A 26,360-nucleotide genomic window follows, 5' to 3' on the forward strand; every position below is an offset into this window, starting at 1 on the left:
CAGGTCGGGCAGGCCTTGGTGTTGACCTCCCCGGTGGCCGTCCACGACGTCGGCCCCTGGTAGCCCCAGAGCGAGCCGGCATCGGCGTAGACCGCGCCCTTCAGGCCGACCTCCTTAGGCAGGAACCAGAACGGCATCTGCAATTCCATCGATGCGCCCCAGTATTTCGTGCCGCCGAGCGCATCCCCGCTCGCGCCCAAGCTCCAATAAGTGATGTCGCGCGGACCGATGCCGTTGGACGCGAAACCGCGCACGAGGTTCGGACCCATCTGGAAGTGATCCAGCATGCGCAGATCCTGGTTGCCGAGCTTGCTGAGGAGACCGCCCTGGAGATGGATGACGCTGATGATTTCGGAGACGAGCGGCGTGTAGTACTTGGTGTCCAGGGCCGTCTTCAGATAGGTGACGTCGCCGCCGACGCCGGCGAAATCCTGCCGGAAGTCGATCAGCAACCCGTCGGTCGGGTTCTTGGTGTTGTCGAGCGTGTTGTAATTCAGCGTATAGCCGAGCGCCGAGGTCCAGGTCGCTCCGTTCGCCAGCTCTTTTCGGACCGGCAGGCTCGACTCGCCGTCGCCGTAGCAGCCATATCCATAGACGCCCGAATCCGTGGCGTTGGTCGGGTCCACACCGCCCAGAACGTTCTTGATGTAGGCCGGCGTCGGGTTGTACGCCAGCGACGTGTTCGAGGCATTGTTGTTGCAATTGTTGTAGGCGCTGGCGAGCGTGATGCTCTGTTGATAGAGCGAATAGCGGAGCTGGAGCGACAGATCTTCACGCAACGCAAGGCCGATGCGCGGCGAGAAGCCCAGCGTCGTCACGCCGTAGCTGGTATAGCTGTTCGACAATTGCTGGCGCCAGTAGGTGTCGAATCCGAGCGCCATCCGGTAATCGAGCAGATAAGGCTCGACGAAGGACAGCGATATCCCGCGCGAATACTGGCCGTAGCTGACCGACGCCTTGGCGTAGAGCCCTTTGCCGAGCAGGTTGCGCTCGGAGATCGAGACTTCGGCCAGCGCGCCGTCGGACGTGGAGTAGCCGCCCGAGATCGAGAAGTCGCCGGTCGATTTCTCTTCGATGTCGACGATCAGGATCACGCGGTCGCTCGACGAGCCGGGCTCGGTGACGATCTTGACGCTCTTGAAGTAGTCGAGGTTCTTCAGGCGCCGCTCGGCACGGTCGACCAGCGCGCGGTTATAGGCATCGCCCTCGGAGATGTCGAATTCGCGCCGGATCACGTAGTCGCGTGTGCGGGTGTTACCGCGGAGGTTGATGCGCTCGATATAGGTCCGCGGGCCCTCGTCGACATTGAACACGACCGACACCGTGTGCGCCTCGAAGTTGCGGTCACCGCCGGGACGGACCAGGGCGAAGGCATAGCCGCGGCGCGACGCCTCGACCTGCATCTCCTCGGTCGACTTCTCGACCGTTTCGACGTTGTAGAGAGAGCCGACATTGACGCGCGAAAGGCTGCGCAGCGAGGCTGCGTCGAAATTGGCAATACTGGAGCGGAAATCGACCGAGCCGACACGGTACTGCTGACCTTCATCGATCTTGAAGGTGACGAGAAAGCCCTTCTTCTCCGGATCGTATTCGGTGAGCGCGGCCACGACCTGGACGTCGGCAAAGCCGTTCTTTAGATAGAAGCGGCGGATCAGGTCGCGGTCGGCCTCGACCCTGTCCGGATCATAGATGTCGTTGTTGCCGAGGAAGCTGAGCAGATTGCTCTCGTGCGTCTTGATGACGTCGCGCAGGCGATACGACGAGAACGCGCTGTTGCCGATGAACTCAACCGATTTGACGCCGGTCTTGGCGCCCTCCTCGACCGTGAAGACGAGATCGACGCGGTTGTTCGGCTGCTCGATGACCTCAGGCGTGACGCGCACGTCGTAGCGGCCGGAGCGGCGGTAGATCTCGGCGATGCGCAGCGTGTCGGACTGCACCAGCGCCCGCGAGAAAGTCCCGCGCGGCTTGGACTGGATTTCGCTCGAGAGCTGCTCGTCCTTGATCTTCTTGTTGCCCTCGAAGGCAATACGGCCGATCACGGCATTTTCCACCACGGAGACGATGATCTGGCCTCCGGGGCCGCGGTTGATCTTCACGTCCTGAAACAGGCCGGTCCCGATCAACGCCTTGAGGCCGTCGTCGATCGCGGGCTGATCCAGGCGACCGCCCGGACCCGGCTTGAAATAGGAGCGAACCGTCTCGGCCTCAACGCGGCGGTTGCCTTCGATGACGATGGTCTCCGCGACTTGCGCGGCCGCCGGTTGCGGCAACAGGGCAAGCGGAAGTGAGCTTGCAATCGATACGCCGCTCATCACCACAACGATCAGCCAGGTCCGCAACAACGACATTCCACACCTCAAGAACACCTCACCTGCTCTGAAACGAAACGGCTGTGTCCGCCGTGTGGCTTTGAGATTGCTGTACTGTTTCCGGTCGTTGAATTTGATTGGTCGATCAACCGTGTGAGCGGCGCGGCGACAACGACCGCGCGCGCTGTCGGCGGCGACTGGCCGACATGGAAGCTGCCGCACACGCGGCCTGCCGCTACAGAGGTTCAGCAACATCGCGCAACATTCGAATTCTTTACTGGGGCTCAAGCTGGTGCGAGAGGCGACGGCATCAGGAACTCGCATGGGGTATTTGCCGATGAACGCGATTGTCATGACCAGAACGGTGCTGGTCGCCCTCCTCGCCTCGACCCTCTCCGCTCATGCCGCGACGGCGGACAAGCGCGACCGACAACAGGCGACACAAAGCGCGGTCTACGACTACGGTCCGCGCGGACCCAACCGTTCCTACCGGTCCGGTCCGGGCACCCGCATCTATGTGAGCAAACGGTCCTGGCTGGATGGCGGCACCGAGGTGCTGCCGGGCGAGCGCAAATTCACCGACTACGCACTGCCGCCCGGCGCCTCGTTCGCCCGCGGCAACAACAACCGGCCACTCGACCGCCAGCCCTTGAGCCCCGACTCGGATCTGGGCGGATTTGCGCAGAGGATTCCGATTGCGTGGTGAGCGGATTCTCCCGTACGCGCTGCAACGCGCGAGCGTTGCTGCGCAGAGCCGGGACCCAGCAGCGACACGGTACAGTGAGGCGACATGGGCCCCGGCTCTGCAGCGCATCGCTGAACCGGACGATGCTTCGCATCGCCGGGATAGCGCTGCGCCGCGTCCGGGGCACGAGAGGAGAGTGAGGCGCACGCCCGCCTCCCCATCGTCGTTGCGAGCGGAGCGAAGCAAATCCAGAATCCCGCCGCGGACAGACTCTGGATTGCTTCCGCCTTCGCTAAAGCTTCGGCGGACAAGTCGCTCTGCTCGCAATGACGGAGCAAGGGGCATCGTCATCATTCTCCAACAGGCATCTCAAGTGCACTCGTCGGATGGGTAGAGCGAAGCGAAACCCATCACGCTCGCGTCCGCACCGAAGCATGATGGGTTTCGCAAGGGCTCTACCCATCCTACGGCATCCGGACACACCTTCGCATCCTCGCGGCGCATTTCGCCCGAGCTTTGCTTGGTCGCTCCACCCTCGAAGCCAAGAGGGCGCAGGGAAGGCCGGGTGCCGGCTGGCACCCGCGGTCCGCTGCGCGAAAATACACGCAGAAAAACCGCACAGCAGCATACAGGTGTAGCCAAATCACTCGGCCTTCCCTGCGCAGTGGCTTTACGGCTTATGCCGTGCTCTCCCGGGAGCCGAGTTCCTTTTGGCCTCCCTCGCCCTCACAGAAGTCGCGGACATCGCGCCGGTTGACGCGAATGCCGCATCCGCAAAGGCTTGACCGTAGCAACGACGGCCAGGACCACACGGTTTTGCCGTACGCACGGCTCGCTGCTCACCATCGGTTTCGACGACGTTGTGCACGTTGCCGCCGACCTGATGGCGAGACGAACCTGGCAGCGCCGCTCGTCGGCACGAAGCCTCAGGGCTCACGGAGAGCAATCCGCCCTGCCCCAGACTTCTCGCGCCCGAACGCTGCCGCGTCCACCGCAAGCCCGGCTCGCGAACATGACGACCACAAGATCGCCCCTCAAGAATGAGCCGGGATGGGCGACACATACGCCGTTTCCGAATTTCGGTAAAGTGGAATATTTTCGTCAACGCGGCTTGACCGCTGGCGCTGGTCCTCTTCGCGTTTGGCGCCGCGCTCGGCTCCATCGACGTCGCCATGAACATCCACGCGGTGGAGGTGGAGCGCGGCGCGGGACGTCCGCTGATGTCCGGCTTCCACGCGCTGTTCAGCATCGGCGGCTTCGCCGGATCCGCGCTGATGACCGCGCTGCTCTCGCTGCAACTCGATGCGCTCGCTTGCACGCTGATCTGCTCCGTCCTGATGCTGATCGCGATGCTGGTGACCTGGCCGCGCCTGCTTCGTTCCGCGCAGGTGCAGGAAGGACCGCTGTTCGTGCTGCCGCATGGCTCCGTGCTCCTGCTCGCGCTGCTCGGCGCCATCACCTTCCTCGTCGAGGGCGCGATGCTCGATTGGGGTGCGCTGCTCGTCATCGGCGCGGGCCTCGTCTCGGAGGCGCAAGGCGGGATCGGCTACATCGTGTTCTCGATCGCGATGACGGTGGGGCGGCTCGGCGGCGACGCCGTCGTCGCGCGCGTCGGAGACCGCACGACATTGTTCTGGGGCAGCCTCATTGCAATCGCGGGCTTCGTGGTCCTGCTCACGGCTGGCGTCGCAGCAATCGCCATCGGCGGCTTCCTGCTGATCGGCCTCGGCGCATCGAACCTCGTGCCAGTGCTGTTCCGCCGGGCGGCGAGGCAGACGGTGATGCCCACCGGGCTCGCCGTCGCGGCGATCACGACCGCCGGCTACGCCGGCATCCTCGTCGGCCCCGCCGGTGTCGGCTTCGTCGCACGTCTTGGCGGATTGCCGATGGCGTTCTGGCTGCTGGCCGCGCTGATGGGCCTCGTCACGCTGTCGGCGCGCATTGTTACGCGCACCGACGCCTGAGCGGCCTCACAAATTGCTCAGCCCGATCGATTTGATCACGGGCGCCAGGCTTGCCGATGTCGCCTCGACAATGCGCTGGAATTTGTCCGGGCTGGAATCGTTGTCGGGCTCCATGCCCTGGGCGCGATAGCTCGCCAGAAGCACCGTATCGGACATGGCGAGGCGCGTCGCCTGCGCGATCCGGTCGATGATCGCATCGTCGGTGTCCTTGGGCGCGAACAGACCGAACCATCCCTCATATCGGATGTCGGGCATGCCGGATTCGACGGCGGTCGGTACGTCAGGCGCACCGCTCAGCCGCCTTTCGGTGGTGACCGCCAGCAGCCTTACTTTCCCGGCTTGAGCCAGTTGCTGCAATTGAATGGACATGACGGCAATGACGAGCGATATCTGGCCGCTGACGAGGTCGTTGGTCGCCTGCGCGATGCCGCGATAGGGCACATGGACGATGTCCAGCGCGCCGGCCTGCTGCTTGAAGGATTCGCCGACCAGATGATTTCCGGTCGCGATCCCCGGCGTGCCATAGGACAGCTTTCCCGGATTGGCTTTCGCATAGACGATCAGCTCGCGCAGGTTTGCGGCTGGCACCGCAGGATGGATGGCGAAAACCAGCGCGCTGTTGATCAGGCGGTAGATGGCGCGGAAATCACCGACCGAGTAAGCGGGATTTGCCGACGTCAGCGGAATGATGACCTGCGTGCTGCCGTTGCCGAGCAGCAGCGAATAGCCGTCGGGCTCCTCGCGCGCGACCGCCGCGGTCCCGATCGCGCCGCCCGCACCGCCGATATATTCGACGAAGGTCGGCCCGAGCAGCGACGACATCCTGTCCACCCAGGGGCGCCCGATCTGGTCACCCGATCCGCCGGCCCCGTAGGGAATCACCAGTCGAATGGGACGAGACGGATAGTCGGCGGCTTGTCCGCTGCGGGGAAGTGCGGCGAGCGCCGCTGCGCCCGACAACCCATGGACGAATTGTCGCCGCGAGAAGGAAGCCATGCTGGAATTCCGGAAGTCGGCAGTCAACGTTCGGCAGTCAATGTCGTGGCGGGACCAGATCCCGGAGCATGCCATCGCAGCAATCCGCCACAGTCAATGCTCCATCCGGACGAGCCCCGGCGCCATCGCCTTGTCACCTCGGCCTAACTCCTTACTTTTCAAGCATTATTTCGGCGAGCCCGCGGACCCAAGCCGTCCGCGCAGGGCTTGTCAGCCCTGCCCACTGCTTTCGGCCAGTTTACTGTACGCCTCGTTCTGGTAGACCAGAAAGTAATACTTTTTGACTCCCTTCCAGGGGGCGATGGCGCGTGCCAGATCGTAGCGAAGACTCGGCCATTTCCTTTGGGCCATTTCGACTGTTTCCGAAGTCCCGGCGCTTGGAGAAAGAGGGCTCGCCGCTTCATGTCGGCGGCCGCGCGCTCGACATTCTCATTTTCCTTGCCGGACGCCCCGGTGAAGTCGTCGACAAGAGAGAGCTGGTCAAGCGCATCTGGGCCGACGTCAATGTCGACGAGGGCAGCCTGCGCTTCCATGTCGCGGCGCTGCGCAAGGCGCTCGGCGATACCGGCAAGTCGGCCCGTTATGTCATCAACGTGCCCGGCCGCGGCTATTGCTTTGTCGCCTCGTTCGCTCAAGCAGCAACGCCGGCGGTCTCGCCCCCCGCCGAAATCGCCCCTCCCCACTCCCTGCCCGCTCAGCTTACGAAGATGGTCGGCCGGGAAGACGTCATCGAGAAAATCTCGAACGGACTTTCGCTCTATCGCTTCATGACCGTCGTCGGCCCGGGCGGCATCGGCAAGACCGCGGTCGCCGTCACCGTCGGGCATCGCCGTTCCCAGGATTTCGGCGGACGAGTCTTCTTTGTCGATTTCGGTCCGCTGAGGGATGCCAGCCACATCGCGACCACCGTTGCTTCGGCGCTCGGACTGACCATCAGCTCCGAGGATCCGACGCCGGCCCTGCTGACATTTCTGAAGACCGGCCCAGCCCTGCTGATCTTCGACAGTTGCGAACACGTGCTGGATCATTTGGCGCCGCTGGTCGAGCGCATCGTTCGCGAGGCGCCGCAGCTGCGTGTTCTCGCAACCAGCCGCGAGTCGTTCCGGAGCGAAGGCGAGCGGATATTCCGGCTGTTCCCGCTGGATTGTCCGCCAGAGCGTGAAGGGCTTGCTGTCGCCGAGGTCCTTGCCTACCCCGCGGCCCAGCTCTTCGTGGAGCGTATTGCGCAAAGCTCTGGCCCGTTCCAGCTCAGCGCAGAAGAGGCGCCCCTCGTCGCGAACATCTGCCGGCGCCTCGACGGCATCGCGCTGGCGATCGAGCTCGCGGCGGGCCGCGTCAATGCTTACGGCATCGCCGGCACGGCATCCCTGCTCGACAGCCGCTTTTCGCTGCAATGGCGGGGACGGCGCACCGCCGTGCCGCGGCACCAGACGCTCGCCGCGGCCCTCGACTGGAGCTACGACCTTCTGCCTGCCGCGGAGAGCGCTACGCTACGACGCCTGTCGGTCTTCGCCGGGCCTTTCGCGCCGGAGGCGGCTGCCGCGGTCGCGTCCGGTGACGGCCTCAACGCATCGGAGACTCTCGAAGCGATCGACAGCCTGGTGACCAAGTCGCTGATCTCGCCGTCCGGCTCGCGGACGCTGCGCTATCGCCTGCTCGACACCACGCGCACCTATGCGCACGGAAAACTCAACGAGCTCGGCGAAACCGGGCAGTTCGCGCGGCGCCACGCGGCGCATTTTCGCGATTTCTTCGAGCGCGCGGAGGCCGACAATTCGACGCCGCTGCCCGAATGGCTGGGCATCTATGGCGCGGAGCTGGACAATGTGCGTGCGGCGTTGGACTGGGCGTTCGGGCCCGACGGCGAGGCGACACTCGGTATCGCGCTGACGGCGGCCGCGGTCACGCTGTGGGTGCGTCTTTCGCTGTTCGCCGAATGCCGCGAGCGCAGCAGAACGGCGCTCGCCGCGCTCGGAGACAGCGGCGGTGATGACCGCATCCGCATGCAGCTCCTGTCGGCGCTCGGCTGGTCGCTGATGTATGGCGAGGGCCGCGCGCGCGAGGCGCGGCCGATCCTCGAGACGACCCTCGAGCTGGCTGACAGGCTCGACGACAAGGATTTCCGGCTGCGCGCGCTCTGGGGCTTGTGCATCGACCAGTTCAACAACGGGCAGTTCGGCAAGGCCCGTGCGCTCGCCGATCGCTTTGCGAACGCAGCGGCGAACTCGCCCGACAGGACCGATGTCATGCTGGGCGACCGGCTGATGGCCGTCGCGTTGCACTATCTCGGGGATCAGAACGAGGCTCGGCTGCGCATCGACCGGGTCAATGCATCGCTGCATGTGTTGGCGGAGAAGCCGAAGATCTTTCCGCTCGATCTCAGGATATCGACGCAATATTTCCGGGCCCGCATCCTGTGGCTTCAGGGGCTGGCCGATCAGGCTCAGGCCCTCACCGCCAGAAACATCGAGGAAGGCCGCGCCAACGGCCACGCGCTGACCTTCTGCAGCGTGCTCGGACAAGCCGCCTGTCCGATCGCCTTCTGGTCCGGCGATTTCGACGCCGCGGAGCGTCACGGCACCGAGCTGCTCGAACACACCGAGCGCCACGCGATCCGGCTGTGGGGCCTGTGGGCACGGGCCTTCAACGCCGCGGTCATCGCCAGGCGAGGCGATGTCACGACGGGCCTGCCGCTGCTGCGTGAAGAGCTCTATCGCGCCGGCGATGCGCGCTTCCTGCCGCGTTTTCTGCCCCTGCTCGGCGAGCTCGCCGCGTGTTCCGGGGAGGCCGACCAGGTCGACCGCGGCCTCGACGTGATCGAGGACATCCTGACCCGCTGCAACGACCGGCAGGAGCTGTGGTATCTGCCGGAGCTGACCCGCATCAAGGGCGAATTGATGCTCAGGAGCGCGCGGCATTCAGACGACGCCGAGGCGCATTTTCGCGAGGCCATGGACATTGCCGTCCAGCAAGGCGCGCGCTTCTGGGAGCTGCGAAGCGCGGTCAGCCTCGCGCGGTTCATGGTCGGAGCTGGCCAGACTACGGAGGCCTTGGCAATTCTGGAACGCGCATGCGGGCCGTTCACCGAGGGCGCCGGCATCGCCGATATCCGCAGCGCCCACGATTTGATCGAGCAGCTCCGGGCTTGACGAGTCGGCTTGCCGGCGGCGATTCATCCGGCCCGCGGAATGAATCCGGGCACGCCGGTCTCGACGACCGTGTTGAACCTGATGTTTGTCGTGATCTGGTCCCGCATCTCTCGCATGGCGTCTTCGGGCAAGGCCGAAATATCGAAGTTTTCCTGGATGCGCCGAGGATTGGTCGAAGTCGTCAGGAAAGCCGTGCCGCGCTGAACGGCCCACGCCAGCGCAATTTGAGCCGGGGTCTTGTGGACGCGCTCCGCGATGGCGGTGATCACGGGGTCAGCGAGGAGGTTCGGCTTCATGGCGTGTCCCAGCGCCGCAAACGCCTGCAAGACGATTCCGTGCTCTCGACAGAAGTCGAGAAGGTCCCATTCGGGAAGATACGGATGCGATTCGACTTGCACCATGGCGGGCCTGATCCGCGCGACCGCGACGATCTCGCGCAGCTTCTCCAGGGTGATGTCCGACAGGCCGATCGACTTGCAGTGCCCCTCGTCGACGAGGCGCTCCAGCGCCCCCCATGTCTCCGCCAACGTAACCCCTGAATCATAGATGACCCGACCGCGCTCATCTCTCGGGTCCTGCTCGTCGCCGGGTTGAAAGGCAAAGGGCGTATGGATGATATAGCAGTCGATATCGTCGAGCTGCAGTCGCCGGCGACTGGCGTCGAAGGCAGGCTTGACCCGCTCCGGCCGATGATTGGTGTTCCATAGCTTCGTCGTAACGAACAGGTCCTGGCGCTGAAGCGTCCCCGCCCTGAACGTCTCCTGCAGCGCATCGCCGACCGCCTCTTCGTTGCGATGGCGCTCCGCACAATCGAGATGTCGAAACCCGGCCTCCAATGCGGCCCTGGTGGCCCGCCTGGTCACGAGCGGATCCGGAATGAGCGTGCCAAATCCCACAGCGGGAATCGTCCCTGACCCGTGAGTGGGAATCCTCGTATAGCGAAGCGAATCCGACGTCGTCATGCTGATGCTCCCATGTTTGTCCCCGGCTCCCCCAAAAGCAGGGGACGAGGTGATCGAAATTGACGATGCGATGTCATTTCACGGCTCCAGGCGTTAACCGATGGGCCGCGGCTTACGGAGAAAGAACACGAGCGGGATCACGACGAGCATGGCGAACATCAGGATCACGAACTGGTCGATGACCGCGACCGTGGCCGCCTGACGCGTGACCATGCCGTTGAGGGCCGCAAGGCCCGGCTTGCCGATCGAGCCCCCGACGTAAGCGGCGACACGATAGGACGTGAGGTTCTTTGCGAGCGCGATGTGCACGGCCTGCGTGTTGGCGTAGAAGAAGAGCTGGACAACCGCGATGCCAATAGTGCTGCCATAGAGGCGCGACAGGTTGATCAGCGCGCTGCCTTCCGGGCGGAGCTTGGGATCGAGCGTGCCGAACGCGGCCCTGGCGAGCGCGGGCAGCAACATGCCGAGACCTGCTCCCTGGAGCAGGCCGGCCTCGACCACCGGCCGCCAATCCATCGCCGGTGAATAGCCGAGCATCAGCCAGTTGGCATAGACCACCAGCGCCATTCCACCCACGAGGAACGGCCGGCAATCGATCTGCGCCGGAACCAGGCTCGTCAGCACCAGCGCTCCCACGAGCGCGACGCCACGCGGAATGGTCATGTAGCCGGTGGTGTCGACCGGGTAGTTGAGCAATTCCTCCAGCATCGGGGACGTCAAGGCCAGGGTCGGCAGCAGGACGAAGCCGAGCGCGAAGGAGATCACCGTCGAGAGCACGAGATTGCGATCCCGGAACAGCGCCGTGCGGAGGAAATGCTCCTTTGTCGTCATGACGTGGACGCTGAACAGATAGAAACCCAGTACCGAAGCGATCCCTTCGACCCAGATTTCCGTCGAGGCGAACCATTCGAGGCGCTCGCCGCGGTCGAGCAACATCTGCAGCCCGATCATGCCGACGGAGAATGTCGTCAGGCCGAAGAAGTCGAAGGACTGGCTCCGCTCCCCCCGCTTCTCGCCCAGCAGCTGAGCCATCATCAGGAAGATGAAGCCCGTCATCGGCAGGCTGAAATAGAAGATCGACGGCCAGCCGTAATATTCACTGAGCCAGCCGCCAATGGCTGGGCCGCTGCTGATGCCGAGCAGGGAGCAGACGGTCCACGCCAGGCTCGTGCGGGCATGTCGCGCCGGCGGTGTCACCTCGAGCAGGATCGCCAGCGAGAGCGGCGCAAGCGGTCCGCTCGCCGCGCCCTGGAGGATTCGCGCCAGCACGAACTGAATCGACGTCGTCGCCAGCGTGTCGAGGGCGAGACCCAACACGAAGATCGTGATGGCGGCCTGATAGACCAGCTTGCGGTCGTAGCGTCCCGCCAGCCATTGCGTGATCGACATGGTCACGGCGCTCGCTGCGATATACGAGGAAAACACCCAGCCGACCTCGTCATTGGCTATCGAGAGCGTCGCCTGAATGTGGGGCAGCGCCGCGTTCGGTATCGAAATGTTGACGGCCTGCATGTAGGTCGCCATGAGGGCGGCCGCGGCGATGGCGTGACGACCGCCGGGCGTAGCGGTCGATGGGAGGGGCGTGCTCATTTGCCCTCCGTCGCGAGCGCGGGTTGGAGCAGATGCGGCCAGGTGCGGCGATAGCCGGTATCGACCCGTGCCGTGACGCTGATGCCCGAGAACAGCGGCCGGCCTTGATCGAGATCGTCGAATTCGAGGCGCACCGGCAAACGCTGGACGACCTTGACCCAGTTGCCGGTGGCATTCTCCGCAGGCAGGATCGAGAAGTCCGATCCAGTGCCGGGACTCATGCTGACGATATGCGCCCTGAACTTGCGATCCGGATAGGCATCGACGTCGATCGTCGCCTCCTGCCCTGGACGCATGTGGGTTAAGCCGGTCTCGCGGAAATTCGCTTCGATCCAGATATGCCGGTTCGACATCAGCGAGAACGTGGCTGCGCCGGCATTGACGAACCCGCCGATCTGCAGATCGTCCACCTTCGTCACGATACCGTCCTCGGGCGCCGTCACGGTGGCATAGGAGAGATCGAGCCGCGCCCGGTCGAGCTGTGCCCTGGCCGCGCGAACTGTCGGATGGCGATCGACGTCGATATCGGCATCGCCATTGAGGGCGACGATCGTGTTGGCGATCTGCTGTTCGATCGATGCCATGCGGTGGCGAGCGACCTTCATGTCCGTCTCGGCCCGCTCATAGACCGCGCGCGGCGTGAAGTCGGACGCAACCAGCATCTTCTTGCGGTCGAACTCACGCTCGTCGAAGGAAGCAGATTCCTGGGCCGATTGCAGTTCGGCCTGCTGCTGACGGTAGGTCGCCTTGAGCGAGGCGATCTGAAGGCGCGCACTGCCGAGCCGCGCCTCTGCCTGATCGACGGCAATCTGGTAGGGCTCGGGATCGATCCGAAACAGGACCTGGCCCTGCCGAACGCGCTGATTGTCCCGCACGGCGATCTCAACCGCCTGGCCGGAAACCCGGGCGTTGATGGTCACCTTGGCGGCGCGAACGAATGCGTCGTCGGTCGAGACGTATTGTTCCTGGACGAAATACATGAAGACGCCGAAAGCGGCCACGACGATCGGCACCGCCAGCATCAAGGGGCGGCGCAACCGCTTCCCGAGCTCCGGTCCGGGCAACTGCCCGACAGCTTCGCTGCCGCGGATGCCCTTGCGATCGCTCGACCAGCCGGCGTTTGGCGCAAAATTGAAACGCATCGAAGGCCTCACCTATCGAATTAACTAACGTTCGTTACAAATACTGTCCCATGGACCTGCAATCAAGTCTCCGCCTCTTGATTTTTATAACGATCCATACAAATATTTGCAGCGACGCACGGCAGCCGGGGTTTTGACGATATGACGCAAAAAAGCAGCGGAACGAGCCCCGCGCGGCGAGGGCGGCCACCCACCTACGACGCACAGGCAGCCCTCAAGCGGGCAACCGAGACCTTTTGGAAGACCGGCTACTCCGGAACGTCCCTCGATAAGGTGGCGGCAGCCACCGGCATGAGCCCGCCGAGCCTCTATGCGGTCTTCGGCAACAAGCACGCGCTCTATCTTGAGGCGCTCGCGCGTTATTGGGAGATCAGCCTTACCGCGACGCGCGAGGCACTCGCGGGAGACCATCCCCTGGACGAGGCGTTGATGCTCGCCTATGACGCGGCGCTGTCGATCTATTTTTCGGGCAAGGGACACGCGCGCGGCTGCTTTGTGGTCGGGACTGCGGTCACAGAGGTCGCGGAAGATGCGGCGATCCGGAAAAGTGTCGCGACGGGACTTCGCGCGATCGACGCTGATTTCGAGGCACGATTCCGCCTCGCACAGGATAAGGGCGAACTGAAGCGCGACGCCGATCCCGCGACGCTTGCGATCCTCGCTTCGGCCACGATGCATACGATCGCGATCCGCGCCCGTGCCGGCGCTTCCCGCGCCGAACTGAGGGAGGTTGCCCGGAAGGCGGTCAAAGTGATCTGCGGATGACGCGAGCTGTGCCGAGCGGCAACGCATTCTCGAGACTGGAAAACTGCCGCCGGCGCGCGAAGGGGATAGTTCACACATTTGCGCTCCCGCGCTTCCGTGAAAAGCTGGCGAACGTCTTCCAACCAAACGCAAATGCTTTCGCGCATCGTCGGCACCGACGATGACAGCATCGTAGATTGATCGATGATCTCACTGGCTTCGATGGCAACTCCGCGCCCGGCGGCAGTATGCCCTATGCCTCAATCCAGGTTCTGCGAAGCTGCGGCCCAGAGCATTCTCGGTTCTGATTGAATCAGAACCGAAGCTCTGGATTGTTGTCTTAACGCGTTTTCTTCACGCGAACCGGTATCCCACTTCGCTCGAAAACGCTCTAGCCTGCCGCTGCAGCCCCGCGCCGCGGCAGCTTCCAGTCGGGACGGATGAAGTGGCAGGTGTAGCCGTCCGGATAGCGTTCGAGATAATCCTGATGCTCCGGCTCGGCTTCCCAGAACTCGCCGGCCGGCGCGATCTCCGTCACAACCTTGCCAGGCCAAAGACCCGATGCCTCGACGTCGGCGATGGCGTCTTCGGCGACCCGCTTCTGTTCGTCGCTCGTATAGAAGATCGCCGAGCGATAGCTCGTGCCCAAATCATTGCCCTGACGGTTGAGCGTGGTCGGATCATGGATCTGGAAGAAGAACTCCAGCATGGTCCGGAAGCTGGTCTTGGCGGGATCGAAAATGATTTCGATCGCTTCGGCGTGGCCTTCATGGTTGCGATAAGTGGCATTCTTCACCGCACCGCCGGTGTAGCCGACGCGTGTCGAAATGACTCCGGGTTGCCTGCGGATGAGATCCTGCATGCCCCAGAAACAGCCCCCAGCCAGAACTGCGCGTTCCGTCGTCATTCGATGCTCCCTTCGTTCAGTCGAGATACACAGCAATCTACTCTGCAACCGCATGCCGACGCGGGTCATCATAGTCGTCGTGGTATTCGAGGCCAAGAGGCCCGATGGCGGAGACCTGCGTAATGTATTCGCCGGACTTGGCCCAATGAAAATGCCAGGTCTCGCCGGGCAGAACGATGACGCTGCCCGGCGGATAAGCCGTCACTTTGTCGCCATCAAAGCTTTCGCCGAGCCCGATGTAGAACACACCCGACATGACCGTATAGATGCGGTCCTCCGGATGCTTGTGCGGCATCAGCCTGGTGCCGCCTGGCACCCTCACCCGGACCACGTAAGGTCCGGGTTCACTGGGGTGGCCGACCATCACGGCCAGCCGCGCGCCCGGCGGAAATGCGGGGAACGGCTGCCACGCGATATCCTCGGGCAGGATCGCCCGGAACCTGTCTTCGTCCGGCTGATGTTGGCGAGGCGTGACGGCAGTCCTGGTGTGCTGAGCTAGATCAGCTTGGCGTCGAGCGTGATCGCGGCGTTGAGCACCTTCGACACCGGACAGTTCTTCTCGGCCTCGCCGGCGATCTTGGCGAAACCTGCGTCGTCGAGGTTCGGCACCTTGGCACGCAACGTCAGCGCCGACTTGCTGATCTTGAACCCTTTGCCTTCCGGCTCGAGGCTGACCGCGGCTTCCGTCGAGAGCTCGTCCGGCGTGAAGCCGGCGAGCTGCAGGCCGAAGGCCAGCGCCATGGTGAAGCAGCCGGCATGGGCCGCCGCGATCAATTCCTCGGGATTGGTGCCCTTCTCGTTCTCGAAGCGGGTCTTGAACGAATAGGGCGTCCCGGCGAGCACGCCGGATTCGCTCGATAGCTGACCAGTGCCATCGCGGCCGGTGCCCTTCCATACTGCTGTTGCCTTGCGGATCATCTCTCTTCTCCTTTTCTGGTATCAGTACCGGCGCTCCGCACCGGTGGAATGCGGCCTCGGCGTCGCCGCCTATCGCCTCTCCAACCGGTCGAGCGCCGCAGCGGTTCCCTCAATTTCCGATCTGTCCGACATGGAAGCCCAGCCGGTTCTCGACGTCGCCGTCGCGGTGGAAACCGCGCGACATCAGCGCCTTGATCCGGGTCTGGCTCGCGGGGCGGCTGAGCGACGCCAGGAACGCGTCCCATTCCGGCTTGATCTCGACATCCGGCGGCAGGCTCGCGACGTCGACGAGGCGCTTGGTCTCGGCAATGGCGTCCTTGTCGAAGGACGCGATGCGCATGGCCAGCGCTTCGACGAAACCGTCGAGCTCGGCATCCGGCAACGACCGGTTGACATAGCCGTACCGTTCGGCGAGATCGCCGTGGATGTCGTCGGCGCCGAGCAGGACTTCGAGCGCGCGGCCGCGGCCCATCAGGCGCGGCAGCCGCGCCATCGGCCCGCCGCCGGGCACCAGGCCCGCACCAACTTCCCATTGCGACAAGATCGCCTTTTCGCGGCTGGCGAAGCGCATGTCGCTCGCAAGCGCCAGCTCGCTGCCGACGCCGGTCGCGCGGCCCCTGATCGAGGCAATGGAGACGACCGACGCACGGCTGAGACGCACCAGCATGTCAGGCAATGCCTCGAGGCCGGTCGGCCCGGGCGGAATACGAAGCGAATCCTCCAGCGGTGCCAGGAAGTCGTAATGCGTGATGAAGAAGCCTTCGACGGCACTGTCGAATACCACGACCTTCACCTGCGGATCGTTTTCAATCGCCGTGACGATGTCGTTGAGAAGTGGAAGCTGCTTGGGCCCGAAGATGTTCACCGGCGGCATGTCGAAGGTGACGCGCCAGTACGACGGCAGGCGGCGCTCCAGGCGAATGTCTTCGGTCGTGAAAGTGCGTTCGGGACGGTTCATGATTGTGGCTCCTGATGTTGGATGGGCAGTCAGGGACGCGCGGAATCGCGTGTCCCTGCTCGTTTCAGATCGACTGACGTAGCGGTCGGAACGCGGTGCGCATTTCCGCAGAGAACAGCGCGGGCTGCTCCCAGGCCGCGAAGTGGCCGCCCTTGTCGAGGCGGTTGTAGTGCATCAGCTTCGGATAAGCCTTTTCAGTCCAGCTACGCGGCGCGGCGTAGATCTCGTCCGGGAAGACGCTGACGGCGACCGGGATCTTCAGGTGCTTGGGCTCGAAGAACACCAGCTTGTTCTCCCAATAGAGCCGTGCCGACGACACCGCCGTGTTGGTGAGCCAGTAGAGCGTGATGTTGTCGATCACGTCGTCCCGCGACAGCCCTTCCGCCTTGCCTTCAAACACCCGCGCGATCATCGCGGCGCTGCGCGCATCGTGATCGAGCATCCAGGAGGCGAGACCGGCCGGCGAATCCACGAGGCCATAGAGCGTCTGTGGCCGGTTCGACATCTCGATCGCGTAGCCGAGACCGTGCTTGTAGAAATCGTCGAGCTGATCGTAAGCATAGCCCTCGTCGGCCGAGAGATTAGACGGCCGCGACCCGCCGGGCTGAAGCGCCTTGGCGATGTCATCCGGAACGGTGGCGGGCATGTTGGTGTGGATGCCGAGCAGCTCGGGCGGCGCGATCACCGCCATCTGCTCCGTCACGGCATTGCCCCAATCGCCACCTTGCGCGACATAGCGGTTATGGCCGAGACGTTTCATCAGCACGATCCAGGCGCGCGCGACGCGCTGGGGGTCCCAGCCGAGCACCGTCGGCTTGCCGGAGAAGCCGTGGCCGGGCAGCGAGGGAATGACGAGATCGAAGGCGTCCGCCGCCTTCGCGCCATGTGCAGTGGGGTCGGTGAGCGGGCCGACGATCTTCATCTGCTCGATGATCGAACCGGGCCAGCCATGGGTGACGATCATCGGCAGCGCGTTTTCGTGGCGGGAGCGGACGTGAATGAAGTGGATATCGACGCCGTCGATCTCGGTGACGAATTGCGGCAAAGCGTTCAGCCGCGCCTCAATCTTGCGCCAGTCGTAATCGTCCTGCCAGTAGCGCACGAGCTGCTGCACCGTCGTCAGCTGCACGCCCTGCGACTGATCGGCGACGATCTCGCGATCCGGCCAGCGCGTCGCCGCGAGACGGCGGCGGAGATCAAGCAGATCCTCCTCGGGCACGCTGACGCGGAACGGGCGAACCGCCCCACTCACGGCAGCCTTCGCCGGATGCAGCGGCAGCAAGCTCGACACGCTGGCGGCAACCGCGGTCATCGCGGCCTGGCTCAACAGTTGACGGCGATCTGGATTGAGAATGTCGGTACGTGCTTGCGTAGTCATGTTCGATCTCCCTGACTTTGGTCGGTGACGCTGACCGAATTCGAAATCAACGCGTCGGTTCGTCATGCAGAGAGATTGGCGCAGACCCTGGCAATTTGCTCGTTATGGGTTGTTAGACCGCGTTAGCCGTTGCGAGCCGCGCGACAGCGAGGGGAGCGATCAGTGACCCCGCGATGCTCGCAGCGAAAGCAACACGGCGCGCGATGAGCTCGGTCATCGCGCGCCGGGCCGGCTTGGTTCAGTCGAAGACTCCGTGCTGTCCAACTCAGGCTGGCAGCGGCTGGCCCGCCTGCTCGCGGACGATGTAATCGGCGTACCAATCGGCCCAGCTCTCGTCGTGCCCGCCGGTCCGCTTTTCGTGCTCGCCATGGGCCGCCGCCGCACGGCGCAGTGCCGCCGCCAGCGCAGCCTGCGAAGCGAATGTCGTGCCCTCGCCCGCGATGCGTCCCGGCAATCGCGTGGTGACCTCCTGGAACAGCCAGCCATTGCCGTCGGGGTCGCTGAACGCGGCAAATGAGCTGTAGCTGCCGCGCTCCGGGTCAGCACCATTGACCCGAACGCTGCCGAACAGATATGGCTCGTCGGTTCCGGCGTGAACATCGCCGGCACCGTGGAATGAAGCGCTGACCTCGATGCCGCGGTCGAGCAGATCCTGTCGTGCCGCCTCCAGATCGGAGACGATCAGGTACAAGCCTCGCACCGAGCCGGGCACCGCCGCCGTCACGTTCCTGCCGAAGATCACCGAGCAGGCCGAGCCTGGCGGCGTGAACTGGATCACGCGCCAATCATCGCCGGAGTCAAAATCGGCGTCCAGCCGCCAACCGAGACGCGCGTAGAAGGCCTTGGCGCGATCGACATCGGACACCGGGATCACGATCACCTCGAGCCTCAGATCGACGCCACGAGATGTCGAGGGCTTGACCTGAGCGTCGCGGTCGATTTCGAGTGTGGGCATGTCGAACTCCCTGAGTTGAATTTGAGACGAGCTTCAAGCGGCGATCGGCATCACGATGGTCACGCGTGTACCGTCTTCCCCCGCCTCGCCGTGCAGCCGGGCGCAGATGCCGCGTGCGAGACCTTCGAGAATCCGGCTGCCTGTGCCCTGAAGCGGCCCGGTCGCGCCGATTCCGTTGTCGGCCACCGTGCAGAACCAGGCGCCGTCACGATTGACCATGTCGATGCGGATCAGTGCATCATTCCTGTTGGGGAAGGCATGCTTTGCCGCATTCGTCACCAGCTCCGTCAGCATCAGCGCGAGCCGGTGACATTGCGATGCCGGCAGCGTACCGCTTTCAACGGCAGCCTCGCAGCGGATGCCCGCCGGCTCCAGCACGGCCTCGGAAATCGCTCCACACAGGTTTTCGAAGAAGGCCGCTACGGGGATCGCCGTATGGTCGCCATTGTCGGACAGGAGTTGATAGAGCCTGCCGAAGGCGACGATGCGCCGCTCGAGCCGGTCCGCGGCAAGCGACACGTCCCGGGTGCCTGCCCGTGTGAAATCGCGGCGAACCGACGCACCCAGCAGCGTCAGCGTGTTCTTCATCCGATGATGGGATTCCCGCAGCACGAGCTCCCAGTCACGCGACTGCTGGACAAGACTGGCGACAAATTGAGATTGAACGACATGGTCGTTCGGCCGAGCACCGATACCGGACATCATAGCCTCCCCGTTGGATGTAGCGTCTAACTCGGAGACCATACTGGATGCAGTTTATGTGCTTTGCTCGTTAGACGTTGCAAGTTTTTGTTATGATCGGCGCCACGACGACCGGGATCCAAACTGTCATCTCGGGCGGTCAGGCATGCTGCCTCTTCTTGCGTTTAAGCAAAATTGGCGACGGATCGACCGTACGCAATCGGCCGATTGCGGCGAACCGCCACGCGATTTCGCCACTTTCAACCAGTTTACTCGGAGTTCTCTTCTGCTAGATCAAAGTGCAGAGTTCAGCCCTTTCACTGGAATCATTGGCCCGTGCCGGACACTAACGACCAGGATTCGGCCATTGCCTTCGGGCCATTCCGGCTGTTCGCGAAGTCGCGCCTGCTCGAGAAGGACGGCGCCCCGGTTCACCTCGGCGGCCGTGCGCTCGACATCCTCGTTTTTCTCGCCGAGCGCGCGGGCGAGGTCGTGGACAAGCGGGAGTTGATCAGGCGCATCTGGGCCGACGTGAACGTCGACGAAGGCAGCCTGCGCTTCCACATCACGACGCTGCGCAAGGCGTTGGGCGATGCCGGCGAAGGCGCCCGCTACGTCGTCAACGTCCCCGGACGCGGCTATTGTTTCGCGGCACCGCTGCTCCGGGCTGCCCCTTTGGAGAACCGGACCAGCCTGCCCGCGGCTTCGCCCCGCTCGCTGCCCTCGCCGCTCGCGAAGATGATCGGACGTGACGATGCGGTCGAGAGAATTTCCGCCGAGCTTGCCCTGCATCGCTTCGTCACCATCGTCGGCCCCGGCGGGATCGGCAAGACTTCGGTCGCACTGGCCGTCGCGCATGGCGAGCTCCAGACCTTCGACGGCCAGGTGTGTTTTGTCGATTTCGGCGCACTGAGAGAGGCCCGGCTCGTTCCCGGAACGATTGCGGCTGCGCTCGGCCTGACCGTCAATTCCGACGACCCGATGCCCGGACTGCTGACGTTCCTGCGCAGCCGGCGGATGCTGCTGGTCTTCGATAGTTGCGAGCACATCCTCGAAGATCTCGCCCCGCTGGCCGAGCGCATCGTTCGTGAAGCGGGCGAGCTGCATATTCTCGCCACCAGCCGCGAATCCTTCCGCGCCGAAGGTGAGCGTGTCCATCGGCTGTTTCCGCTGGATTGCCCGCCACAGCGCGACGGGCTCGGCATTGCCGACATCCTTGCCTATCCCGCAACTCAGCTCTTCGTGGCGCGCATTGCCGAGAGCTTGAGCGAATTCGAGCTCAGCGAGGAGGACGCGCCGCTCGTTGCCGAGATCTGCCGGCGGCTGGACGGCATTGCGCTCGCGATCGAGCTCGCGGCCGGGCGTGTGAACGCCTATGGCATTGCCGGGACCGCCTCGTTGCTGGACAGCCGCTTCTCGCTGCTGTGGCGCGGGCGGCGCACCGCTGTCCCGCGGCACCAGACCCTGAGCGCGGCGCTCGCCTGGAGCTACGATTTGCTGCCGGCAGCCGAAAGCGCAACGCTGCGCGGATTGTCGGTGTTCGTCGGGCCGTTCACCCTTGAAGCCGCGCTTGCGGTCGCCTCCTGTCAGGGCATCGGCGAGCCGGAAGCCGTCGAGGCGATCTCGAATCTGCTTTCCAAATCGCTGATCGCGACGTCGCCTGCGGAGCGGCGGCTGCGCTATCGCCTGCTCGACACAACACGTGCCTTCGTCGCGGACAAGCTCGTCGAGAACGGGGAAGCCGACCGCGCCGCGCGCGCCCACGCCGACTATTTCCGCGACTTCCTGCGCGACATTGCCCTCAAATCCACGGGCATGCAGACGGCGGGCGGCTTCCTTCCCTATGCCGATCACCTGCCCAATGTCCGGGCCGCGCTGACCTGGAGCTTTTCGGACAGCGGCGACCACGCCATCGGCGTGGAGCTGGCGGCGTCGGCGGCCCAGTTCTTCCTCGAGCTGACATTGCTGACGGAATGCTACCGCTGGACCCAGCAGGCGCTGGCATCGCTCGATACAACCCCGATCGACAGCCGCCATGAAATGATTTTGCAGGCCGCGCTCGGCGTCTCCGCGATGTTCACGCAGGGCAATACCGAAGCGGTCCGGTCGGCATTCACGCGCAGCCTCCAGCGCCCGTGAGCTCGAGGACCTGCACTGGCAGCTCTGGCTGCTGCGTGGATTGCACATTTACCTGACCCGGGTCGGGGATTTTCACGGCGCGCTTGGAACCGGCGAACAGGGTGCGAGCGTTGCGCGGAAGCTGAACGATCCCGCCAGCACACTGAACGTCGAATGGATGCTGGGCGTCGCACATCATTTGATCGGCAACCAGGACAAGGCGGTGCAGTTCTGCGAGAGCGCGATGGTGCATAATCCCGGCTCGCAGCGCCTGAATATCGGCCATCTCGGCTATGACGACCGCATTGTTGCGCTGGTGGCGCTGGCGCGCGGGCTCTGGCTCACCGGCCGGCCCGATCGTGCGATCGAGGCGGCCCAATACACCGTTCGCGAGGCCGAGCTGCTCGAGCAGCCGCTCACTCTCGGTATTTCCCTGATCTGGACGATCTACGTGTTCCTCTGGGTCGGCGACTGGGCCAATGCCGAAATCCTGATCGAGCGGCTGATCGACCATTCCGCGCGGCACTTCCTCGGCCCGTATCACGCGGTCGGCATCGGCCAGAAGGGCGAACTGCTGGTTCGCCGCGGCGATGTCACTGGGGGGATCGAGCACCTTCGCCGCAGCCAGGCCACGCTGTACGCGACGCGGCACCGGATCATGACGACGGTGTTCGCGACGGCGCTCGCGGAGGGGCTTGCCTCCCAGAGCCAGGCCGACGAAGCCTTGCAGACGATCAACGAGGCCATCGCAGAGATCCCCGATCACGGCGAATCCTTTGACATGCCGGAGATGCTCAGGATCAAGGGCGATATCCTTGCGCAGTCGGGTAACGCTGCGGAGGCCGAGAGCTATTTGCGCAAATCGCTCGATCTGTCGCGGCGGCAATGCGCGGTCGGCTGGGAGCTCCGCGGAGCAATCAGCCTTGGCCGCGTCTGGGAGCGGGCCGGCAAGGCCGCCGACGCGCGCGCCCTGCTCACCCCACTCGTGGCGCGGTATCAGGAGGGCCTTCAGACCCGTGATCTCGTCGCCGCCAAGAGGCTCCTTACGGCGCTGAATTGAGAGTATCTTCAATGAGATACCGCCATGCTACGCGCTCGCAACTCCTAACAACTTCTAACACGCCAAGCCGCATCCGCCCCGCCATGGTGGTCGCACTTCATGGTGGATATGGCGGGACATGGCGCTTCTTGACGATGTGATTGATGCCAGCGGCGGAATGGCCCGCTGGAATAGCTTGAGCCGGTTCACGCTTCACCTCTCCGTCGCCGGAACGCTGTTCTCCAGCGCCGGACATGCCAGCGAATTCAAGGACGTGACCGCGGAGGGCTCGACCCGCACGCAGTCGGTCCGCTTCACCGGCATCACCGGCGGCGAACACTCCGGCTCGTTTCAGCCGGACGCGATCACAATCGAAAGCCTCGAGGGTGAGGTCCTGCGGACCTGGCGCAATCCGAGCCTTGCGTTCACCGAGGCCGGTTCGCCCGCGCTCGCGGACGAACTGCACCTCGTCTTCTTCTGCGGCGTCGCGATCTGGAATTATCTGACCAATCCGTTCCTGCTCGCCCATCCCGATGTGGTGGTGGAGGAACTGCCACCGTGGCAGGAGAACACAGAGTCATGGCGGCGGTTGCGGGCGCAGTTCCCGCCGAGCCTGATCGCGCTCGCGCCCGAGCAGATCTTCTATTTTGACGAGAACGCGTTGCAACGGCGGACCGATCACGATCTGTTCGGGATGAAAGTCGCGCATTACTCCTGGGCCCATGACAGGTTCGGCGGCATCGTGGTGCCGACGCTCCGACGCGCGCAGACGCTGCGGCCCGACGGAACCGTGGTCGCCAAGCCCGTGCTGATGGATGTCGAGATCTTTGACGCCGTCTTCGAGTAGCGGCACGCGCGAAAATTTCGCGTCGATCTGATCAGCCCGCCGGCTCGTTCAGCATGCGCCGTGCCGCGCTGAGATCGGCGGTCTCGAACCCTTCCGAGAACCGGGCATAGGTTTTGGCGAGCTGTTCGAGAGGATTTTGCAGACCCTGCCAAACCCGAAGCCGCGCCAGCGACATTTCGGCTCGCAGCCGCCAGGACAATGCGCCCTGCTGTTCGGCGAGCGTAAGCGACGCGACGAAATCGGCCTCGGCCGCTTCGAGATTGGCGCCATGGGCCTCGAGCTCTCCCCGCAGCCGGAGCAGCTCGGGCATGTCGAAGGCGCCGCCTTCCTGCTCGATCCGCACAATGGTCTCGTGAAGAATCTGAATGCCCTCCGCCAATCGTCCCAAGGTGACCAAGCCCCGAGACAGATCCGCGGTGAATGCCGAGGCATAGAGTTCGTAGCGATCGGCGTGCAGGCGTGGAAGCGCGCTCCGCAAGAGGTCGACGCCGCCGGCTACCTCGCCCCGGGCGATCATGCTCTGCGCCCGAAAACCCGTCGCGACGGCTTCGTAGGGCACGAGTCCGTGCATGCTCGCATGCGCAGCCAGGCGATCGGTCATGGCCTCGACGGACGACCAGTCGCCAACCCAGCCGAACACCGAGGCGGACCAGCATAGCGCGATACAATGCATGACCGCGTCGCGCGGCGCTGAAGCGCCGACAAGCGGCCGGACGCATTCGAGCGCACGATCGGGAAAGCCGCGCAGCCATAACACGCGCGCGAGCGGAATTTGCGGCGTGCGTGAATAGGCGAAATGCCCGGGTTGCGCGCCGCGTAGCGCAGCGTCGTCGCGTACGCCCTGGTCAAGATGGGCTTGCACTTCGGCCTGGTCCCCGGCGAGGTGATAGGACACACCGAGCAGCGCTTTGCTGCCGGCGATGCCCGCGGTATCGCCGATCAGACGCGCGATCCGCTCGGCATGAAGCGCAGTCGGCACCAGATGCCGATAGCCACCGGTCCGGCGGTAGAACATGTTGAGCCGCGACAGCAGCCTGAACGTGTTGGCGTGGTCCCCATGCGCTTCCGCGATCTCCAGCCCGCGCCGGAGCGCCGCTTCCGCCTGCTCGCTGTTGCGCTCGGTGAACATGAAGGCGTGACCGAGCGTCGACTGAAGCTCGAACTCCCATCTGCCGCCCCGGTCGGCCTCGTCGAGCATTGCGAGTGCGCGATCGGACCAGATGCGGGCCTCGCTGAGCAGATTGAGCTCGACGAACAGCCTTGTGCAGCTGCCGGCGAGCGGCACGCGCAAGCCGGCGCCGTCGTCGTTGGCATAAGCCCATTGCAGCGCCGCGCGGGCATCGGCGAGCAGGCCCGCGCGCTCCTGCAAACGGGATGCATGATCGGTGCCCTCCTTATCCCTCATGCCCGCTTCGAGCATGTATTGAACATAGAGAGCGTGACGGCGCGCGATCTCTGCCAGTTGTCCGTCGTCGGCCAGTTTCTGCAGGGCATAGGCACGCGTTGCGTCGAGCAGGCGATAGCGCCGCGATGCGCCGTCCGGCTGGGCGGAAACCAGCGACTTCGCCACGAGTTGCTCCAGCGCCTCGACGACGCGATCCTCCGGCATCTCCTCCCCGGCCGCCACAATTATCGCGCCCTTCAACGTGAAATGACCTGCGAAGACGGCGAGGCGCTGAAACACGATCCGCTCGCTCTCGCCGATCAGACCGAAACTCCAGTCGAGCGTGGCGCCGAGCGTCTGCTGCCGCGGCGGCGCCGTTCGCCGCCCGCGCCATTCGAGCTGCAGCCGGTCGTCGAGCAGAGCCGCCATCTCGCGTAGTCCATAGAGACCGACGCGCGCGGCAGCCAGCTCGATCGCGAGCGCGATGCCATCGAGCTTGCCGCAAATCCGGGCCAGGACCTCGGCATCCTCGTCGGTGATGTCGTCGCGATGCCCTGCGGCGACGGCGCGATCGACGAACAGGCGCACAGCGGGATAAGCCAGCACCTCGCCGGTACCGAGGCGGGTGCCCTGCGGCGGACCCGGCAGCGGAGCGAGCTCTAAAATCTGCTCGCCTTCCACCAGCAGCGACTCGCGGCTGGTTGCGAGGATGACGATGCCGGGCGCCTCCCGGTAGATGTTTTCCGCAAGACGTGCGACCTCTTCGATGACGTGCTCGCAGCTGTCGAGAACGAGAAGCAGCCGCCGGCCACGCAGGAAATTGATGATGCTGCCCGAGGGATCATCGTGGTGCACGACGAGGCCGAGCGCGGCGGCAACCGTGCTCGCGACCAGGGCCGCGTCCTTCAGCGGACCGAATTCGAGGAAATGGACGTTGCCGTCGAAGCTATCGCACATCTCATGCGCGAGCGCGGTCGCAACGGTGGTCTTGCCGATGCCGCCCGGCCCTCGCAGCGTGACGAAGCGATCGCGGAGCAAGCGCGCCGCCAACTCGGCCACAGCGTCCTCCCGCCCGACCATCCGGTCCAATCGATGCGGCAGAGACGGCGGCGGTGCGGCCCTTTCCGACGCCCCCGACGCCAGCGCCGACACCCCTGCACGCTCGCCACGCCGCACGGGCGCGACAAAGCAATAGCCCCGGCCTGGGACGTTGGTGATGTAGCGGGCACCATCCTTTCCGTCGCCGAGCACCTTGCGCAGCTCCGCGACATGGACGCGCAGGCTGATCTCCTCGACGGAGAGTCCGGACCACGCATAGCCGAGAATCTCGTCCTTCGGGACCACTTCGCCGGCGCGGCTGACGAGCAGGCGCAAAATATCCATCGCGCGGCTGCCGAGCCTGACCGGCAAGCCATCCTTCTCCAGCAACCGCGACCGAAGCGAAAATGGCCCGAACGCGACGGCATCGAAATCAAGGATCGTTGCGGCGCCGCTGCCGCGGGGGCGATGTCCTCCCGAGAGCTCGGTCACTTCTGACTCATCTTGACGGCCGCTCCATCGAAATGCGGCGCGACTATACCCCGCACCGGTGCGAGGTCCAGCGAGGGCCCTGCACGGAACTCACCCCGCTG

Annotated in this window: 16 protein-coding genes and 3 pseudogenes; 6 read left to right on the forward strand and 13 right to left on the reverse strand. The window is 64.4% G+C overall.

Going from position 1 to position 26,360, the window contains the following annotated elements:
- Positions 1-29: 29 nt before the first annotated feature.
- Positions 30-2,666 (reverse strand): annotated as a pseudogene (bamA, locus tag QCM77_RS01350) (outer membrane protein assembly factor BamA); the annotation flags it as partial.
- On the opposite strand from bamA, the gene QCM77_RS01355 reads away from it, so the two are divergent.
- Both QCM77_RS01355 and QCM77_RS01360 read left to right on the forward strand, forming a co-directional pair.
- Positions 2,650-3,018 carry a hypothetical protein gene (locus QCM77_RS01355; protein WP_279663462.1) on the forward strand — a complete coding sequence of 123 codons (369 nt, stop codon included), beginning with the start codon at positions 2,650-2,652 and terminating at the stop codon, positions 3,016-3,018. The pseudogene bamA and the gene QCM77_RS01355 overlap by 17 nt on opposite strands.
- Positions 3,019-4,115: 1,097 nt before the next feature.
- Positions 4,116-4,961: pseudogene (locus QCM77_RS01360) on the forward strand (MFS transporter); the annotation flags it as partial.
- A 6-nt stretch (positions 4,962-4,967) separates the two neighbouring features.
- On the opposite strand, the gene QCM77_RS01365 reads toward QCM77_RS01360, so the two are convergent.
- Complete coding sequence (locus QCM77_RS01365; protein WP_279669114.1) at positions 4,968-5,957, reverse strand: Bug family tripartite tricarboxylate transporter substrate binding protein; 990 nt, start codon at positions 5,955-5,957, stop codon at positions 4,968-4,970.
- A gap of 308 nt (positions 5,958-6,265) precedes the next feature.
- Between QCM77_RS01365 and QCM77_RS01370 the strand changes: the two genes are divergently transcribed.
- Entirely contained in the window at positions 6,266-9,106 is a 2,841-nt protein-coding gene (locus tag QCM77_RS01370) for an ATP-binding protein (protein WP_279681565.1), read from the forward strand.
- Positions 9,107-9,129: 23 nt separating this feature from the next.
- Here QCM77_RS01370 and QCM77_RS01375 read toward each other — a convergent pair whose 3' ends face one another.
- The 3 genes from QCM77_RS01375 to QCM77_RS01385 all read right to left on the reverse strand — a co-directional run bounded on the left by QCM77_RS01375 (position 9,130) and on the right by QCM77_RS01385 (position 12,800).
- Positions 9,130-10,068, reverse strand: coding sequence for an aldo/keto reductase (locus tag QCM77_RS01375; RefSeq protein WP_279681567.1), 939 nt, complete (start codon positions 10,066-10,068; stop codon positions 9,130-9,132).
- A gap of 93 nt (positions 10,069-10,161) precedes the next feature.
- A complete protein-coding gene (locus QCM77_RS01380; RefSeq protein WP_279681569.1) occupies positions 10,162-11,658 on the reverse strand; it encodes an MDR family MFS transporter in 1,497 nt (498 codons plus the stop codon).
- The gene (locus QCM77_RS01385; RefSeq protein WP_279669110.1) at positions 11,655-12,800 is read right to left on the reverse strand and encodes an HlyD family secretion protein; all 1,146 of its coding nucleotides are present in this window, start codon (positions 12,798-12,800) and stop codon (positions 11,655-11,657) included. The genes QCM77_RS01380 and QCM77_RS01385 overlap by 4 nt, the downstream gene beginning before the upstream one ends.
- Positions 12,801-12,941: 141 nt before the next feature.
- Here QCM77_RS01385 and QCM77_RS01390 point away from each other — a divergent pair, with 141 nt between their 5' ends.
- Positions 12,942-13,565 carry a TetR/AcrR family transcriptional regulator gene (locus QCM77_RS01390; RefSeq protein WP_279669109.1) on the forward strand — a complete coding sequence of 208 codons (624 nt, stop codon included), beginning with the start codon at positions 12,942-12,944 and terminating at the stop codon, positions 13,563-13,565.
- Positions 13,566-13,935: 370 nt separating this feature from the next.
- On the opposite strand, the gene msrA is transcribed toward QCM77_RS01390, so the two are convergent.
- The 7 genes from msrA to QCM77_RS01425 form a co-directional block, all read right to left on the reverse strand.
- Complete coding sequence (gene msrA, locus QCM77_RS01395; protein WP_279681570.1) at positions 13,936-14,451, reverse strand: peptide-methionine (S)-S-oxide reductase MsrA; 516 nt, start codon at positions 14,449-14,451, stop codon at positions 13,936-13,938.
- 37 nt (positions 14,452-14,488) lie between these two features.
- A complete protein-coding gene (locus QCM77_RS01400; RefSeq protein ID WP_462804281.1) occupies positions 14,489-15,004 on the reverse strand; it encodes a cupin domain-containing protein in 516 nt (171 codons plus the stop codon).
- The gene (locus tag QCM77_RS01405; RefSeq protein WP_279669106.1) at positions 14,947-15,369 is read right to left on the reverse strand and encodes an OsmC family protein; all 423 of its coding nucleotides are present in this window, start codon (positions 15,367-15,369) and stop codon (positions 14,947-14,949) included. The genes QCM77_RS01400 and QCM77_RS01405 overlap by 58 nt, the downstream gene beginning before the upstream one ends.
- A gap of 109 nt (positions 15,370-15,478) precedes the next feature.
- Positions 15,479-16,327 carry an enoyl-CoA hydratase/isomerase family protein gene (locus QCM77_RS01410; RefSeq protein WP_279681574.1) on the reverse strand — a complete coding sequence of 283 codons (849 nt, stop codon included), beginning with the start codon at positions 16,325-16,327 and terminating at the stop codon, positions 15,479-15,481.
- 64 nt (positions 16,328-16,391) lie between these two features.
- Complete coding sequence (locus QCM77_RS01415; RefSeq protein ID WP_279681576.1) at positions 16,392-17,705, reverse strand: epoxide hydrolase family protein; 1,314 nt, start codon at positions 17,703-17,705, stop codon at positions 16,392-16,394.
- A gap of 265 nt (positions 17,706-17,970) precedes the next feature.
- Positions 17,971-18,660, reverse strand: a complete 690-nt coding sequence (locus tag QCM77_RS01420; RefSeq protein ID WP_279681579.1) for a VOC family protein — start codon at positions 18,658-18,660, stop codon at positions 17,971-17,973.
- 33 nt (positions 18,661-18,693) lie between these two features.
- Entirely contained in the window at positions 18,694-19,362 is a 669-nt protein-coding gene (locus tag QCM77_RS01425; RefSeq protein WP_279681580.1) for a sensor histidine kinase, read from the reverse strand.
- Positions 19,363-19,677: 315 nt separating this feature from the next.
- On the opposite strand from QCM77_RS01425, the pseudogene QCM77_RS01430 reads away from it, so the two are divergent.
- Positions 19,678-22,519 (forward strand): annotated as a pseudogene (locus QCM77_RS01430) (ATP-binding protein).
- A 118-nt stretch (positions 22,520-22,637) separates the two neighbouring features.
- Complete coding sequence (locus tag QCM77_RS01435) at positions 22,638-23,345, forward strand: hypothetical protein (protein ID WP_279681582.1); 708 nt, start codon at positions 22,638-22,640, stop codon at positions 23,343-23,345.
- Positions 23,346-23,376: 31 nt separating this feature from the next.
- Here the strand turns inward: QCM77_RS01435 and QCM77_RS01440 are convergent, their stop codons facing one another.
- Positions 23,377-26,259, reverse strand: coding sequence for an ATP-binding protein (locus tag QCM77_RS01440; protein ID WP_279681584.1), 2,883 nt, complete (start codon positions 26,257-26,259; stop codon positions 23,377-23,379).
- Positions 26,260-26,360: the final 101 nt, after the last annotated feature.

Origin of the sequence: Bradyrhizobium nivariense (assembly GCF_029846695.2) — a bacterium.
In the GTDB taxonomy this organism is placed as follows: Bacteria; Pseudomonadota; Alphaproteobacteria; order Rhizobiales; family Xanthobacteraceae; genus Bradyrhizobium.

What these genes read in the sequence shown, in the direction of transcription:
- QCM77_RS01355 (WP_279663462.1), top strand. Translation starts at nt 2,650, where the DNA reads ATGAACGCGATTGTCATGACCAGAACGGTGCTGGTCGCCCTCCTCGCC.
- QCM77_RS01435 (WP_279681582.1), top strand. Translation starts at nt 22,638, where the DNA reads ATGGCGCTTCTTGACGATGTGATTGATGCCAGCGGCGGAATGGCCCGC.
- QCM77_RS01375 (WP_279681567.1), bottom strand. Translation starts at nt 10,068, where the DNA reads ATGACGACGTCGGATTCGCTTCGCTATACGAGGATTCCCACTCACGGG.
- QCM77_RS01420 (WP_279681579.1), bottom strand. Translation starts at nt 18,660, where the DNA reads ATGCCCACACTCGAAATCGACCGCGACGCTCAGGTCAAGCCCTCGACA.
- msrA (WP_279681570.1), bottom strand. Translation starts at nt 14,451, where the DNA reads ATGACGACGGAACGCGCAGTTCTGGCTGGGGGCTGTTTCTGGGGCATG.
- QCM77_RS01385 (WP_279669110.1), bottom strand. Translation starts at nt 12,800, where the DNA reads ATGCGTTTCAATTTTGCGCCAAACGCCGGCTGGTCGAGCGATCGCAAG.
- QCM77_RS01365 (WP_279669114.1), bottom strand. Translation starts at nt 5,957, where the DNA reads ATGGCTTCCTTCTCGCGGCGACAATTCGTCCATGGGTTGTCGGGCGCA.
- QCM77_RS01410 (WP_279681574.1), bottom strand. Translation starts at nt 16,327, where the DNA reads ATGAACCGTCCCGAACGCACTTTCACGACCGAAGACATTCGCCTGGAG.
- QCM77_RS01415 (WP_279681576.1), bottom strand. Translation starts at nt 17,705, where the DNA reads ATGACTACGCAAGCACGTACCGACATTCTCAATCCAGATCGCCGTCAA.
- QCM77_RS01425 (WP_279681580.1), bottom strand. Translation starts at nt 19,362, where the DNA reads ATGTCCGGTATCGGTGCTCGGCCGAACGACCATGTCGTTCAATCTCAA.
- QCM77_RS01390 (WP_279669109.1), top strand. Translation starts at nt 12,942, where the DNA reads ATGACGCAAAAAAGCAGCGGAACGAGCCCCGCGCGGCGAGGGCGGCCA.
- QCM77_RS01405 (WP_279669106.1), bottom strand. Translation starts at nt 15,369, where the DNA reads ATGATCCGCAAGGCAACAGCAGTATGGAAGGGCACCGGCCGCGATGGC.
- QCM77_RS01380 (WP_279681569.1), bottom strand. Translation starts at nt 11,658, where the DNA reads ATGAGCACGCCCCTCCCATCGACCGCTACGCCCGGCGGTCGTCACGCC.